The organism is Listeria aquatica (assembly GCF_014223975.1).
Classification (GTDB): Bacteria; Bacillota; Bacilli; order Lactobacillales; family Listeriaceae; genus Listeria; species Listeria aquatica.
Genome location: NZ_JAARRM010000004.1, coordinates 131,976 through 145,488 on the forward strand (window position 1 = coordinate 131,976; position 13,513 = coordinate 145,488).

Genomic DNA, 13,513 nt, shown 5'->3' on the forward strand with positions numbered 1-13,513 from the left:
GCTAAAACTTTTTTCGTTGGTTTATCTGCTGCTCTGTTTTTGTACCTTCAATTTGCTTAGTTAGGACGCTTATTAATAAATCAATATCAATTTGGTCAGCGAGTAAAGTTCTAATACGTGTATTAAACTGATCTTCAATTTTTGTGGCTTCTTTTAAAATTGCTGCACCTGAACGAGTAAGGTGAATGGCGGATTTTCTAACATCTTTAGGGTTTACCTTTTTAACAACATATTCTTTGTCAATTAGTCGTTTAACAATGCGGCTAGGACTATCAGAACCACAAATTAAAAGGTCACCAATTTCGGAAATGGAAAGACCATCTTTAAACGAGAGTATTTTTAATACTTCATTTTGGCTAGGCGTGATATGCAAAGAAGTTAACATTTTGCGATAAATGTCTTCTCCTTCTCTGTCCGCAGCTTTAATTAGGTATCTCAGTTCTTCTATCTTATCCATTTACGATTTCAACCTCTCTTACTTATTTAAGTTGCTTTTTCATTATACCATAAACAAGATTGGCCATTCTATTTCTCGTAAGGAGGCGGGGAAGGATAGCGCTTGTAAAATAGTTATTGAAACCGTCGATTTTGGATATTTTCTTTTTCTCCAAAGCTTCGATGCTTGCTTTTACTACGCCTTCAGGAGTTCGTAAGTTACCGACTGCTACCCCACCGTTTTCGGAAAAGAAATTTGTATCAGTCGCTCCAGGAGAAATCGCTAATACTTGGACATTTTTGTCCCGACATTCAAGGCTTAGGGCTTCTGTAAACGATAAAACGAAAGCCTTTGTTGCTGCATATACAGCCATTGTCGGGATTGGGTGATAGGCAGAACTGGAGGCTATATTAATAATTTGTCCACGATTTCTTTGAATCATGCCATCTACAAAAAGCTTTGTTAAATCAAATAAACTGGTGACATTGAGCATTACTTGTTGGTGTTGCTTTGAGAAGTCTGTATCATAGACATTTCCACTTGTAGCAAAGCCAGCGCAGTTTATTAAACGATCGATAAGTAAATTCTGATTTTGGATTTCTTTAAAGATTTTTTGTGGAGCACTTTCTTGAGCGAGATCAACATTTAAAATTTTGATTTGAATGTTAAACTTTTTTTCATACTCGGCTTTCATTGTTTGTAATTTTTCTTTCGAGCGTGCAATTAAAACTAAGTTTTCCTTATTTTTAGCATAGTAAGCCGAAAATGCTTTTCCAATCCCAGATGAAGCGCCAGTAATCAAAGTATAATTAGTCATGATAAAACCACCTTTTAATCAACGTCTAGACATGCATGTCTAGACGTTGATTATATCGGGTTATCGAAAAATTGCAAGTTTTTATTTCTGTTCGCAAATAGAAATAAAAACTTGTGGCTTCCATTAAAAAATTTTTAATGGAAGATTGCTCAAATAAATTTTCTCGAAAACAAAAATTCCTTTTATTGGCCGGCTTTGCTATAATAGGATTAAATCAAGCATATTAGGGTGAGCGCATTTTGAAAGAACCAACAGAAAAATTGAAGTGGATTACGTTGAATTATGTCTATGATCCCAATTTTTATTTCGTAAACTTCCAAGAAGAACGGTTTGATGCGCTAATAAGTCATGATAAAAGCTATCCTTCTCGTAACGAACTCTTACTCACGATTTACTGGTTGGAGTGGAAGGGCTTTGTGATTCGCAAACAACCGTTTATTCAATCAAAGAAGACATATTTTATTACTGACAAAGGAAAACTGCTGTATTGGGAATTAGAACGAATGGGGTTTCAAAAGGATTTTTAAGGGAACATCGAAGTGGAAAGCACGCTTTCCGTTTTTTTATTTCTCTCCAAATTGTGTCAAGTGAAGGCGCAATTTGGAGAGAATTTTTATTTGTTTTTCCCAATCACGATATTAGTGTAACTGTTTACGGTTAGGAGATAATAGATAATATACATCAAGGTATAGATCACTGTGGTTAGAATAACAGGACGTGTTAAGTCCACTTCTATTAAGTTGGCTAAACAAAGTAGAGCAACGCTACTATGCATAATACCAAGAACAAGTGGAATCAGAAAAATAATTAGAACTTGTCTTGCAATGCTGAAGCGAATTTCTTTTCTTGTTACGCCAATTTTTTTAAGAATGACATAAGTTTCTCTGTCACTATAGGCTTCTGTCAAAAGTTTAAAATAAATAATACAACCTGTTGCCGCTAAAAAAACAAGTCCAATAAACAATCCGATAAATAATAAAACGCCCATAGTGTTCATGACATAACGATATGTTTCAGGATAGCTAAGAAGATCAGCATCTGAGGAAAGCTGCGCTTCTAGTTTTTTACTGAGATCGAAGGCTTGTTTTTCATTTGAAATATTAATGGACTGGATGTGAAGATATTTTTCTGGATGAAGTGATTTGATTGCCCCATCAGGTAAAACGAGGATACCACCATATAGGCTCTGTAAGACCGAGCGGTTATCATAACTCACTTGAAAAGTATTTGATTTGCCAAGATGAATCGTAGCTGGCTTTTGATTTATTTTGTCTAGCTCAGCTACACTCGTAGGTAAAATGAAAAGCGCCTTTTCTTTACCTAAATTTATAGACATTTCCTTGGGATAAAGTTCATGGAAGAGCCGTTTATATTGGCTTTCACTCATCACCTGAAACTGATCTTCATAAAGGAAAATATCGTTTATTTTTTTTGTAGGCATATCTGGTTTCAAAAGATAGATAGTAGTTGCTTGTTTAAATGTAACAGGGTGAGAAGGATTTGACTCAACAACTGCTAGTGCTTTGTTTGCTTTTTTAGAATCTGATGGAATCGTATATTCAAATGAGGTCGAAACTTCTTTTTGCACACTTTGATTGATGTTATAATAAACGCTGCCAATGGCTCCTATTGCAGAAAGCGTAATGGCACTTAAAATCGCAATGACAGAGAGCGTCTTGGCATTTGAAGAGATGCGAAAAGAAAGCTGTGCATTTGTTACAAGATTCGTCCCACGATAAAATGAAGCTTTTCGAGTGCGTAATTTTTTTAAAAAATATGGTAAGAAAAAACTAATGAAAAGAACAGTGCCCACGATGGTGAAAAATAAAATAAGTAAAGACGTAAGGGGAACCCCAAGTATGCTCCAAATCGAATTTTGGACAGTTAATGGCTGCAAAGCAATGACGTAGCCGGTAATGATGAAAGCAAGGGCGATACATGTCCATAAAAGTGAGGGTTTCAGTGCCTTTTCACGTTTTGCTTCCGAATGAAATAAATCTAATAATGAATTTCGGTAAATAGTCCAGAAACTGAGAAGCGAAGTAATGAGGGTTACTAAAACAAAAACAAGGCTAGCATTGATAACGGCACTCCAAGAAAAAATAAAGCTACTTGGAAGGGCATCGTTCATAAGGCGTAATAAAATGGCTACAAAAAGCTTGGAAAGAAAAGTTCCAAGAATGATGCCTATAACGAGGGAGCCAATCCCCATGATAAAATTTTCATAAAAAAGCATCCGAGAAATTTCGAATTTTCGCAGACCAAGCAGATTATAAAGCCCAATTTCTTTTTTTCGCTTACGCATAAAAAAATTATTGGAGTATAAAATAAATATAATGATGAAAATCAATAGAATGATAGAAGCCGCTGTAAAAGCAGCTGATAGCCGTTCAGAGCGATTAATTCTTGCCGTCACAGTCGGATCCTTGGAAAGAACCACGAGCGTATAGTAGATCATGATAGAAAAACTCATAGAAGCAAAATAAAGAAAATAGTGGATAAAATTATGCTTAATATTTTTTCTAGCTAGATCATATAATGTCATTCATATTTCCTCCGAGTTTAGCTAAAATATCTAAAATCTTCTGGAAGAACTCTTTGCGAGTTTTTGATCCACGATAAATTTCTGTATAAATTTCTCCATCTGTAATAAATAAAATCCGTTTACAGAAACTTGCTGCAAAAGCGTCATGAGTAACCATCAAAATGGTCGATTTTCTTTCTTCATTAAGACTGCAAAAACTTTCAAGCAAATCCGCTGCTGATTTTGAATCTAGCGCGCCCGTGGGTTCATCAGCAAAAATTAAATTAGGGTTTGCAATAATAGCTCGGCTTGCAGCGGTGCGCTGTTTTTGCCCACCAGATACTTCGGTTGGATATTTATCAAGAATAGGCCGAATAGAAAAAACATCAGCAACGAAATCAAGACGTTCTTCAATTTCTGCAACTGAATGTTTGGCAAGCGCAAGTGGTAAAATGATATTCTCGCGAAGTGAAAGAGTATCCAGTAAATTGTAGTCTTGAAAAATAAAGCCAAGCTGATTACGTCTGAATAAAGACATTTCCTGTTCATCCATGTCTTCTAAATCACGACCGTTAATCATTACTTCGCCGGATGTCGGTTGGTCAATTGTTGAAAGCACATTCAAAAGTGTAGACTTTCCAGCACCAGAAGGCCCCATGATTCCAACAAATTCGCCTTCGTATATTTCTAGACTGATGTTCGCGAGTGCAGTATACACATTTCCCTTACTTCCGTAAACTTTACGAACATGTTTGGCTTCTAAAACGGGTTCCATAATAGCTTCCTCCTAAAAAGATCTCCAGTATCAGTTTACTGCAAAACGTATCATTCTGCCTGCTTATAAGATGACAAAAAGACACGCCACCCTTACAAATTCGTCATCTTGGCTAGTTTGTTTGAATGCTGAAGCTTTTTTCTGCTCTATTGTAGCGTAAAAAATATCAGTGTGGCAACGTCTTGATTCAACCTCCAAAATAAAAACAGGCACGTCCCGCTACGGGACACGTGCCTGTATCTTTTAAATTTTAAAGAAAGCTTCAATTTCTTCTAGTGGAAGGAGGTTTCCAACAAAGAAAGCTCCAAATTCGCCAAATCGAGCACTTGTTTCATCAAAGCGCATCTCTGTTACAATTCGTTTGAAATCTAGCGCGTCATCTGCAAATAAAGTTACGCCCCATTCGTAATCATCCAAACCGATCGATCCGCCAATAATTTGATTGACTTTACCTGCATAAGTTCGACCAATTGAACCGTGATCGCGAATCATTCGGCGACGCTCTTCCATGTCGAGCATATACCAGTTATCATTACCTTCACGTTTTTTGTTCATCGGATAGAAACAAATATGTTTTTTCGGTGGAAGCTCTGGATAAAGACGCGCACGAACGTGTTTATTTTCATATGGATCTTCGTCACCTGCCATGTGCGCCGCTAAGTAATTACTTAGCTCAACAACCGAAACATAAGAATAAGTTGGAATAAGAAAATCTGCAATTTCTAGTTTGTTCAAGCGATTTTCAATCGCATTGATATCTTCAAGCGTTGGGCGAAGCAAGAAAAAGACAAAATCGGCTTTTTGGCCAACAATAGAGTAAAAAGTTTGCTCGCCTTCCCCAATATTTTTAGTTAGTTCAAGTTCAGAAAGAAATTTACTAAATTCCGTTAAAATCCGCGACCGTTCAGCTTCTGAAAGTTCGCGCCAGCTCGTCCAATCTACCGAGCGGAAATCATGTAGACAGTACCAACCATCTAACGTTTTTACAGCTTCATTCATGCAAGACACTCCTTTATGTATGTTATTTCACTTAATGTTAATTTTATCACACCTCGAGTTCAATGTCTTTTTTCATGACTGGAACAGGAGGTGGGGCTACCACAGTGAAAAAGGCTCAGGAAATCATCCACAAAAAAACTCCCCCGAAGAGGAGCTAGAAACTTAATGATGAAGTGGGGGTGTTGAAACAATAGCTGTCACGTTGCCATCAATTGTCCAATCTGTAACGGCATAAGGTAAAATAAAATGATCCCCTTTTTGAATAGTTTCCGCTTTGCCATCAATGATAAGTTCCGCTTTGCCATCTAAAATGCTGACAAGTGTATAAGGAGCTATCTTTTCAAATGAAGCTTTACCAGCTATTTCCCATTTATACACACTGAAAAATGAATTGGAAACAAAGGTTGTGATTGACGCATGGTCACGTTGTTCTGTTTGAATATCTAGCTTGGCATCTACATGCGGAATCGTCGTCACATCAATCGCTTTTTCAAGATGAAGTTCTCGCTTATTTCCATCTTTATCCGTGCGATCATAATCGTAAACCCGGTAAGTCGTATCCGAACTTTGCTGAGTTTCTAGGACAAGCGTACCTGTTCCAAGCGCATGAATCGTTCCACTAGGAACATAATAAAAATCACCTGGTTTAATCTTTACTTTGCGGAGTAATTTGTCCCATTCGCCATTTTGAACCATCTCGGTAAAGGCTTCTTTCGAATCTGCGCTATGCCCATAAACGATTTCCGCATCTTTTGCGCAATCAATAATGTACCAGCACTCTGTTTTCCCAAGTTCTCCATTTTCATGTACTTTCGCATAGGCATCATCGGGATGCACTTGCACGGAAAGATCCGTATTCGCATCTAAAATTTTAGTGAGAAGAGGAAAAACAGGCTCACTTGGATTTCCAAAAAGTTCGGGGTGCGTTTTCCAGAGTGTATCCAGAGTTTCCCTTTGATAGGTCCCATTTTTCACCGTCGAAGGACCATTTGGATGAGCAGAAATGGCCCAATCTTCACCAGTTTTATCTGTCGGAATTTGATAGCCGAAATAGTCATGCAACTTCGTACCGCCCCATATGCGCTCCTGAAAAACAGGTTTTAAAAATAGTGCTTCCTTTTCCATCGTTCAACCTCCAAATTTGAGCCATTAAAGCTCATTTTCGATTAAAAGTATATACTAACCTTTGTAAAAAAGCTACTTGGAACCCTTTAGGAATCCTTGCTTTTTCAAAAACTCTGTAATCCCGCTATAATAAGGTTTGTCATAAAAATTTGCCATTCGTTCTGTGAATCCAATGCTTCCCTCGCGTTTTGAGAAGGGAATAATAGTTTTGTCATAGGCTTCAAGAAGCGGCAAAGTGTCCGGTTGATAGACTTCTTCAAAATAAACAGCTTCCTTAGGTAGACGCGGTTTCACAGGTGAATCTTGATCTGGAACCCCGATACAAAGACCGACAATTGGGAACGTCATTTCTGGAAGTCCAAGAAAGTCTGCTACATCCGAAATATTGCGGCGAATTCCACCGATGCAAACAGTGCCGTAGCCTAAGCTTTCAGCAGCTGTTAACGCATTTTGACAAGCTAGTCCAACATCAACAGAAGCGATAAGCAGCAAGTCTTCCTCTGATCTTGTTGTAAAGTGTTTTTGATGTTTTTCACTTGCAAGTTCCACACGATAAAAATCGCCAACGAAAACGAGGAAAACAGAGCAATCAGCCACATAAGGATTTTTGGTATATTCTGCAAGCTTTTGCTTTCGTGACTTATCTTTTACACCGATAATGGAATAGTGCTGACCGTTAATCCAGGAAGGCGCACTTTGCGCCGCTCGAATAATTTGGTCAAGCTTTTCATCTGGAATGGTTTCATCCGCTTTGTAAGAACGAATGGAGCGATGTTTCATCATTTGAAGAATAACAGGATTCAAATCGATCACCTCATCTGTATATTTTCTTTAAGTATAGCGTTTTTTTTGGAAACTGTTAATGATTTACTTGAAAAAACTCGTTTGTTTTTCTAAACTAGAAAAGAGAAGAGGTGCTCGGATGGAAATAAATTCGCAAGAAAAAGATCGAATGTGGTTAAATGAAACTTTTTTGACATCTGAAGAAGCAGCAGCGTTTTTAGGGATTTCCAAGCAAGCACTTTTGTCACTAGCCAAACGTCATAAGATTCCTTCCTGCAAGAAAGGAAAGATGACGCTCTTTCACCGGATAGACCTTGAACTTCGACGCGAAAAGCAAACGGCTCTTCGAGATAAGTATCGTCCTTACGACAAATAAAACCGGAATTTAGCCTACTCGCCAAATTCCGGTTTTGTTTATTAAGGTTTTAGATGACGAGGTAAAGAAGTTTCATGTTCACAAGTCTCTTCAAGTTCGCAGGCCGCACACTTGCCTTTCTTGCTACGCTTTACAAAACGAATGAGTGCATAGGCGGTGTAGCCGAAAATGCATGCCCCAAGCAAGATATTGAGTAAAAGAGTAAGCATTTTTGTCATCCTTTCTTAGAAAAATAAACGTCCTACTTGGTAGAAAATCAGTGTGAGTACATAAGCTGTTACAAGCGGGTAGATGATTGCAAAAATCGTCCATTTCCAGGAAGAAGTTTCTTTTCGAATCGCCGCAACAGTAGCCAAGCAAGGAATGTAAAGTAAAATAAATAACATAAAGGCATAAGCAGAAAGAGGCGTATAAAACTGCGTGACGATTTGGGTTAGGCTATTTTCACTAACCGAATAAATAATCGCCATGGTTGAAATAATAACTTCTTTTGCAAGAAAACCTGGAATTAATGTGGCTCCAGCTTGCCAAGTTCCAAAACCTAGAGGTGCAAGAATTGGCGCAAGAAACCCGCCGATTATAGCTAGGAAGCTTTGGCCCATTGGAACATCAAAGCCACTAGGGCCTGCATAGTTAAGTAGCCAAATGAGCACTGAACCAGCAAAGATAAATGTTCCAGCTTTCTTGAGAAAACCTTTTCCTTTTTCCCAAGTGCTTCGCCATAATGTGCGTAGCGAAGGGATGCGGTAGGGTGGCAATTCGACGACAAACACAGAGTTTTCATTTTTTAAAATCGTTTTTGATAGTAGCTTTGTAATGAGAAGAGCCATAATGATTCCGATCACATAAAGTGACAACACTACAAGCGCTTGATATTTAGCGAAAAAAACACCGGCAAATAAAGCATATACAGGAAGTCGTGCGGAACAAGACATAAATGGTGTAATTAAAATCGTGATCATTCGTTCCTTGGATTCTTCAATCGAACGAGCGGCCATAATGCCAGGAACATTACAACCAAATCCAATAATCATGGGAATAAACGATTTCCCATTCAACCCAAATAGTTCCATGATCCGGTCCATGACAACGGCAATTCGTGCCATATAACCGGAATCTTCTAATATCGAAATGAAAAAGAAAATAATCAAAATTTGTGGGATAAAGACAAGGACACCGCCCACTCCGGCAATGATACCATCAGTGACAAGTTTGACGAGAAAATCAATGACTCCGATTGAAGTGAGAAAACTTGCGACACCTTCTTTGAAAGGACCATTGATAATGCTGTCGAGCCAGTCAGAAATGGGCGTTCCAACCCAAGCAAAGGTGGTTTGAAAAACAAGCCACATGATGGCAAGAAAAATTGGGATCCCGAGAAAACGGTGCGTGAAAAGCTTATCAAGCTTATCAGAAAAAGGAAGGTGTGCCTTTTTCGTGTAAGTAACAGCTTCTAAACAGATATCTGCAATAAAAGCAGAGCGAACTTTATGGATATGTTCGGCAAGTGGAACTTCAAGCTTTTGTTCGACTTCAAGTCGAATTTGTTCCGCTTGTTCATAAAAAGATTCTGCTTGTAATTTTTCGTGAATAACAGGGTTTTTACTCAAAAACTGAAGGGCAAGCCAGCGTTGTTCTTTCTTTACGCGTATACCCGAAAATAACCCAGAAAGTTTGGAAATAGCTTCATCCACTAATTCGCCGTACTGCAGAAGCAAAGGTTTTTGAGGCGCGGGATGTTTTTCTGTAAGAGCCGAAAGCAAATCGTTCGTTCCTTTTCCCGAGCGAGCAATAACAGGAAGAACAGGGATCTTGAGTATTTTTGTAAGGCGCGGGATATCAATTTTAATTCCTCGAGAAAGAGCCACATCCACCATGTTAAGTCCCATAACGACAGGTGCTCCGTATTCGAGTAGCTCCACCGTCAAATTCAAGTTTCGTTCAATTTGTGAAGCATCTACAATATTGAGCATAGAATCAAAAGACTCTTCATATAAAAAGCGAGCAACGACGCTTTCGTCACGCGAAATCGGATTTAAATCATAAACGCCAGGTAAATCGACTAATTTGCCTTTTTTCCCGTGTAGCGTTCCGATTTTTTTCTCAACCGTGACACCGCTCCAATTCCCCACGTATTCATAAGAACCAGTAAGTGCATTAAATAAAGATGTTTTCCCCGTATTGGGATTGCCAAGTAAACAGTACCTGCTATTTTCCATGAAGTTCTACCATGATTTCACAGGCATCGCAGTTTCTGATACTAATGTGTTGCCCCTTTGTTTCGAAAGTACAGGGACCACGAAAAAACCCCTTTTGTTTGATACAAAGTTCACAACCTTCCACACACCCAAGTGCAAGAAGCCGTTTTTTAAGCAAGTCGCTTGAAACATTTAAATGCGTAATCGTGACGTGATCACCAACAGCTGCTTCATTCAGTTGCATATTTTTTCCTCCTATGTTGCCCATCTACTGAGAATCATTATCATTCAAGTTCATTTTATCACGAAAGCGAAAAAAGATGAAGAATTTTTAATAGAGATTTTGAAAAAATAGTTAAAACCCTAATTTTTAATGAGAAAGTGGGGAGAGGCTATAGCAATTTGTGCGAAGAAAAAACTACGCTACTTTTTTGTAGCGTAGTTTTCCAAAGGTAGCTTTATTCTTCCTGAAAAACTTTAATCTCACCTTTCGTTGTTGTTAATACGATCCGAGCATTTTTTTGCTTGGATTGCCAGTGAAAATCAGATTCGACTGAACCGAGTGGGGCATTAATTGTGATAGGCTGCTTCTGATAGGACTTGTTTAAAGTTAACTTAATTAGCCCTTTCTTACTTTTCACATTCATTTTTTTCATCAAATGGGTTTGACTCACAATCACATCACCGTTTTCGCTACTAACCAGCTGCTCACCGCGATTATCCCGCAAAATGCTTTTTCCCTTCTTCGTACTGAGAAGAAGATCACCACGAAGGCCCTGCACGATTTCCGTTCCTTCAGTGGAATTGATCGTTAAATGATCCAAGTGCGATTCCGTTGCAATCACTTTCCCAGAGAAGTTAAGAATTTCTCCCTTTGTTCCCCCGTGACGATGAACTTGAGACAACCCCGATTGATTTTGTAATGTAAAATTGCCTGATGAGTCTTTAAGAAATTGATCGCCTTTTTCAGAAAACATCGAGATAGTCCCATCCCAATAGCTCAAATCCGTTAAACTTTTCTTTGTATCAATTTTAGTGACATCAAAGCGACCATGTGAGCCGATCACTTCACCATCATAAATAGTAATCGCAAGCTTCTTTCCTTGTACTTTATCCAAGCGAACATTGGCTTTGTTCAAATCTGCTTTCAGTTCTCCAAGTGACATACTTTCAGGAATCAGCAAAGTCACTTTTTGAACTCCGTAATGAGGGCGGTGCCATTTTTCAAGCCAGTTGTGCTTTGTTCCTAGTGTTAAATGAAAAGCGTTTTTTGTTCCAGTTAGAGCCTTAAGGTCTTTCACTTCGGCCTTCGCCATTTTTCCTTCTACCCGCAAACTAACTTTGTTATCTGAGGTACGCTTTACACGTAAATCAGTATCTTTTTCACTGCTTATCTGCAGATTTTTGGTTTGATTCGCTGAAATGTTCCACTCTTTATAATAGTTTTGTCCAATATCCTGACTATTTTTGGCTATAAAGCAGGCAATTAAACCGGCAAGTCCGATGAAAATAAGTATAAAAGCAATTCCAATTTGTTTTTTCATGAAAATCGTCCTTTTCGTGTGAGATAGAATTTGTAGAGAATTTTAAGTACTAAGAAGGCTAAGTAGCTAATTCCCGCGGAAAATAGGACCATAAAAATTTGGAAAACATGAATTTGTTGAAACAAAATCACATCAATTCCGAGAAAAACAATACTTGCAATTCCCCCGAACAAGAAAAGAAAAAGGAGGCACGCTAGAAAAGCAAACCAGGTAGAAATACCTGTTCGCTTTAGCCAGCCAATTCTTGCCACGCGTTTATAGGCCTTTTTTTCAATCTCTTCTTCACTACTTGCTTCTATAAAGGCACCCGCTATTTGAGTAGGTGAACCAATTTCTTGTCGAATCTCTTCTTCACTTTTTCCTTCTAATAATGCACTAGTCAAATATTCATCATAGTATTGTAAAAGTTCTTCACGTTCTTCTTTCGGAAGACCTGAAGCTGCTTTATTCAATTCTTTTAAAAATTTTTGCTTATCCATGTTGATCAGCTTCCTCTCGTAAGTCTTTAAAACTTGTAACAAAGTGGTCCCACTCCTCAAGCATGTCTTGTAAATAAACTCTGCCTGTGTTTGTGATATGGTAATACTTTCTGGAAGGACCGTTTGGAGACTCTTGCAAATAAGTGGAACAATAACCATCTTTTACAAGTCGACGCAAAGAAGGATACAGCGCACCTTCAGTAATCGGGATGTGTTTGTTAACTTTTTGTGTAAGATCGTACCCGTATTGATCACTGTATTGTAATAAGTACAACACGCAAATGTCTAAAACGCCTTTTTTAAATTGAGCGGTTGGACGCATTCTTTATTCCTCCTGCGAAATACTATTCATTTTTTTATATTAGTTTAGGTAGTTATAAGTATAGCATTATCAATACTTTAAGGCAATTACTAAAATACTATTATAAAAAAAATAGTAGAAAAAGGTTGACGTTTTTATTTATTCAAGTTATAGTTAATTCAGCTAGTATAAATAAAACAATACTATGCAAACTATAAAACCATAAAGGAGAAATACAATTATGAACAAACTAGTTAAAGTTACAGCAGCAACAGGGCTAGCTCTTACAATGGGGGTAGCAACACTCGCACCAGTAGTATCGGAAGCAGCAAGCGTAGAAGGAAACACTATTTATCAGGACGCTTACAAAACAATCAAGACTTTCAGCAAGTCAGACTTACAAACACTAACAGGAATCACGCTAACAGCAAAAAATGTTGACTCAGTTTATAACAAATTGACGAAGGCGGCTACTTGGGTAGATGCAGGTTATTCAAAAGCACAAGCAGCAAAAATTGCTCAAGGTGTAAGTGCGTATACTTACCAACTAAAAGGAATTTTGAGCGGTATCGCAGCAAGCAGCAATAAGAGTCTGAAAGTAATTTATGTAGATAAAGCTTGGAATGAGCAAATTAATTTCGGTACTGAATATACTGGCGGATACGGGGATAGAGAAAACGAAGGCAATACTGAAGAAGGAAATGACAATGGAACAATCGTTGAACCAGGTGGCGATGTCGAAGATAACTCGAACAACAATGAAACTGTGAAACCTTCTACAGGTAAATTAGCAGTTAAAGAACTTGATGTTGACATCGAGTACAAAAACTTTGACGTTGAATTACAATATGAAGTGAAGAAAAATGGTACAGTTGAAGCGAAATATGAAAATGAATTCACTGGCGTAGAAGTGAAAGGTGCGAAAGCACAACGCATTATTGAAGGTATCTTTGCTGATTTCAATATGAAGTCTAAAAATAAAAACCAAATCGTAAGTCACGTACTTGGCGAACTTAAACTAAAAAACAACTTCAAGAAATTCAAATATGAAGTAGAATTCCCAAACAAATCCGAATTTGAATTTAAAATTAAATAAGCTATTCAATCTTTAAAATAGATACACAAATGAAAATGACTCGATTGAATCGATCGAGTC

16 protein-coding genes are annotated in these 13,513 nt (G+C 37.9%); 3 read left to right on the forward strand and 13 right to left on the reverse strand.

Translation table 11 applies throughout. From position 1 onward, the window contains the following. Nucleotide 1: 1 nt before the first annotated feature. Together HB912_RS10375 and HB912_RS10380 are read right to left on the reverse strand one after the other, a co-directional pair. A complete protein-coding gene (locus HB912_RS10375; RefSeq protein ID WP_185374371.1) occupies nt 2-457 on the reverse strand; it encodes a MarR family winged helix-turn-helix transcriptional regulator in 456 nt (151 codons plus the stop codon). Nucleotides 458-479: 22 nt separating this feature from the next. Continuing rightward, nucleotides 480-1,238, reverse strand: a complete 759-nt coding sequence (locus HB912_RS10380) for an SDR family NAD(P)-dependent oxidoreductase (RefSeq protein ID WP_221635709.1) — start codon at nt 1,236-1,238, stop codon at nt 480-482. A gap of 254 nt (nt 1,239-1,492) precedes the next feature. Here HB912_RS10380 and HB912_RS10385 point away from each other — a divergent pair, with 254 nt between their 5' ends. Beyond that, nucleotides 1,493-1,780 (forward strand): DUF3116 family protein, encoded by a 288-nt coding sequence (locus HB912_RS10385; RefSeq protein ID WP_036070535.1) that lies wholly within the window; start codon nt 1,493-1,495, stop codon nt 1,778-1,780. A gap of 86 nt (nt 1,781-1,866) precedes the next feature. Here HB912_RS10385 and HB912_RS10390 read toward each other — a convergent pair whose 3' ends face one another. The 5 genes from HB912_RS10390 to HB912_RS10410 form a co-directional block, all read right to left on the reverse strand. Continuing rightward, entirely contained in the window at nt 1,867-3,798 is a 1,932-nt protein-coding gene (locus HB912_RS10390; protein WP_185374375.1) for an ABC transporter permease, read from the reverse strand. Continuing rightward, nucleotides 3,785-4,552, reverse strand: coding sequence for an ABC transporter ATP-binding protein (locus HB912_RS10395; RefSeq protein WP_185374377.1), 768 nt, complete (start codon nt 4,550-4,552; stop codon nt 3,785-3,787). The genes HB912_RS10390 and HB912_RS10395 overlap by 14 nt, the downstream gene beginning before the upstream one ends. A gap of 243 nt (nt 4,553-4,795) precedes the next feature. After that, entirely contained in the window at nt 4,796-5,551 is a 756-nt protein-coding gene (hemQ, locus tag HB912_RS10400; protein ID WP_036070529.1) for a hydrogen peroxide-dependent heme synthase, read from the reverse strand. A gap of 162 nt (nt 5,552-5,713) precedes the next feature. Continuing rightward, complete coding sequence (gene manA, locus HB912_RS10405) at nt 5,714-6,676, reverse strand: mannose-6-phosphate isomerase, class I (RefSeq protein ID WP_185374379.1); 963 nt, start codon at nt 6,674-6,676, stop codon at nt 5,714-5,716. 72 nt (nt 6,677-6,748) lie between these two features. Further along, nucleotides 6,749-7,480, reverse strand: coding sequence for an NADPH-dependent oxidoreductase (locus tag HB912_RS10410; protein ID WP_185374381.1), 732 nt, complete (start codon nt 7,478-7,480; stop codon nt 6,749-6,751). Between the two features lie 118 nt (nt 7,481-7,598). Between HB912_RS10410 and HB912_RS10415 the strand changes: the two genes are divergently transcribed. Beyond that, on the forward strand, nt 7,599-7,835 hold the full coding sequence (locus tag HB912_RS10415; protein WP_221635710.1) for a helix-turn-helix domain-containing protein: 237 nt from the start codon (nt 7,599-7,601) through the stop codon (nt 7,833-7,835). A 41-nt stretch (nt 7,836-7,876) separates the two neighbouring features. Here the strand turns inward: HB912_RS10415 and HB912_RS10420 are convergent, their stop codons facing one another. The 6 genes from HB912_RS10420 to HB912_RS10445 form a co-directional block, all read right to left on the reverse strand. Continuing rightward, a complete protein-coding gene (locus HB912_RS10420; RefSeq protein ID WP_185374382.1) occupies nt 7,877-8,044 on the reverse strand; it encodes a FeoB-associated Cys-rich membrane protein in 168 nt (55 codons plus the stop codon). Nucleotides 8,045-8,059: 15 nt separating this feature from the next. Further along, nucleotides 8,060-10,054, reverse strand: a complete 1,995-nt coding sequence (gene feoB / locus HB912_RS10425) for a ferrous iron transport protein B (protein ID WP_185374384.1) — start codon at nt 10,052-10,054, stop codon at nt 8,060-8,062. Further along, nucleotides 10,044-10,277, reverse strand: coding sequence for a FeoA family protein (locus tag HB912_RS10430; protein WP_185374386.1), 234 nt, complete (start codon nt 10,275-10,277; stop codon nt 10,044-10,046). The genes feoB and HB912_RS10430 overlap by 11 nt, the downstream gene beginning before the upstream one ends. A 214-nt stretch (nt 10,278-10,491) precedes the next feature. Continuing rightward, on the reverse strand, nt 10,492-11,577 hold the full coding sequence (locus HB912_RS10435) for a DUF4097 family beta strand repeat-containing protein (RefSeq protein ID WP_185374388.1): 1,086 nt from the start codon (nt 11,575-11,577) through the stop codon (nt 10,492-10,494). Next, nucleotides 11,574-12,056 carry a DUF1700 domain-containing protein gene (locus HB912_RS10440; protein WP_185374390.1) on the reverse strand — a complete coding sequence of 161 codons (483 nt, stop codon included), beginning with the start codon at nt 12,054-12,056 and terminating at the stop codon, nt 11,574-11,576. The genes HB912_RS10435 and HB912_RS10440 overlap by 4 nt, the downstream gene beginning before the upstream one ends. Further along, the gene (locus HB912_RS10445; protein WP_036070519.1) at nt 12,049-12,378 is read right to left on the reverse strand and encodes a PadR family transcriptional regulator; all 330 of its coding nucleotides are present in this window, start codon (nt 12,376-12,378) and stop codon (nt 12,049-12,051) included. The genes HB912_RS10440 and HB912_RS10445 overlap by 8 nt, the downstream gene beginning before the upstream one ends. Before the next feature lie 220 nt (nt 12,379-12,598). Between HB912_RS10445 and HB912_RS10450 the strand changes: the two genes are divergently transcribed. Then, nucleotides 12,599-13,453, forward strand: a complete 855-nt coding sequence (locus HB912_RS10450) for a YusW family protein (RefSeq protein WP_185374392.1) — start codon at nt 12,599-12,601, stop codon at nt 13,451-13,453. Nucleotides 13,454-13,513: the final 60 nt, after the last annotated feature.

Bases quoted from the DNA above. Each gene is read 5' to 3' on its own strand.
- HB912_RS10375 (WP_185374371.1), bottom strand. From the start codon at position 457: ATGGATAAGATAGAAGAACTGAGATACCTAATTAAAGCTGCGGACAGA.
- HB912_RS10390 (WP_185374375.1), bottom strand. From the start codon at position 3,798: ATGACATTATATGATCTAGCTAGAAAAAATATTAAGCATAATTTTATC.
- HB912_RS10395 (WP_185374377.1), bottom strand. From the start codon at position 4,552: ATGGAACCCGTTTTAGAAGCCAAACATGTTCGTAAAGTTTACGGAAGT.
- hemQ (WP_036070529.1), bottom strand. From the start codon at position 5,551: ATGAATGAAGCTGTAAAAACGTTAGATGGTTGGTACTGTCTACATGAT.
- manA (WP_185374379.1), bottom strand. From the start codon at position 6,676: ATGGAAAAGGAAGCACTATTTTTAAAACCTGTTTTTCAGGAGCGCATA.
- HB912_RS10415 (WP_221635710.1), top strand. From the start codon at position 7,599: ATGGAAATAAATTCGCAAGAAAAAGATCGAATGTGGTTAAATGAAACT.
- HB912_RS10420 (WP_185374382.1), bottom strand. From the start codon at position 8,044: ATGCTTACTCTTTTACTCAATATCTTGCTTGGGGCATGCATTTTCGGC.
- feoB (WP_185374384.1), bottom strand. From the start codon at position 10,054: ATGGAAAATAGCAGGTACTGTTTACTTGGCAATCCCAATACGGGGAAA.
- HB912_RS10430 (WP_185374386.1), bottom strand. From the start codon at position 10,277: ATGCAACTGAATGAAGCAGCTGTTGGTGATCACGTCACGATTACGCAT.
- HB912_RS10435 (WP_185374388.1), bottom strand. From the start codon at position 11,577: ATGAAAAAACAAATTGGAATTGCTTTTATACTTATTTTCATCGGACTT.
- HB912_RS10440 (WP_185374390.1), bottom strand. From the start codon at position 12,056: ATGGATAAGCAAAAATTTTTAAAAGAATTGAATAAAGCAGCTTCAGGT.
- HB912_RS10445 (WP_036070519.1), bottom strand. From the start codon at position 12,378: ATGCGTCCAACCGCTCAATTTAAAAAAGGCGTTTTAGACATTTGCGTG.
- HB912_RS10450 (WP_185374392.1), top strand. From the start codon at position 12,599: ATGAACAAACTAGTTAAAGTTACAGCAGCAACAGGGCTAGCTCTTACA.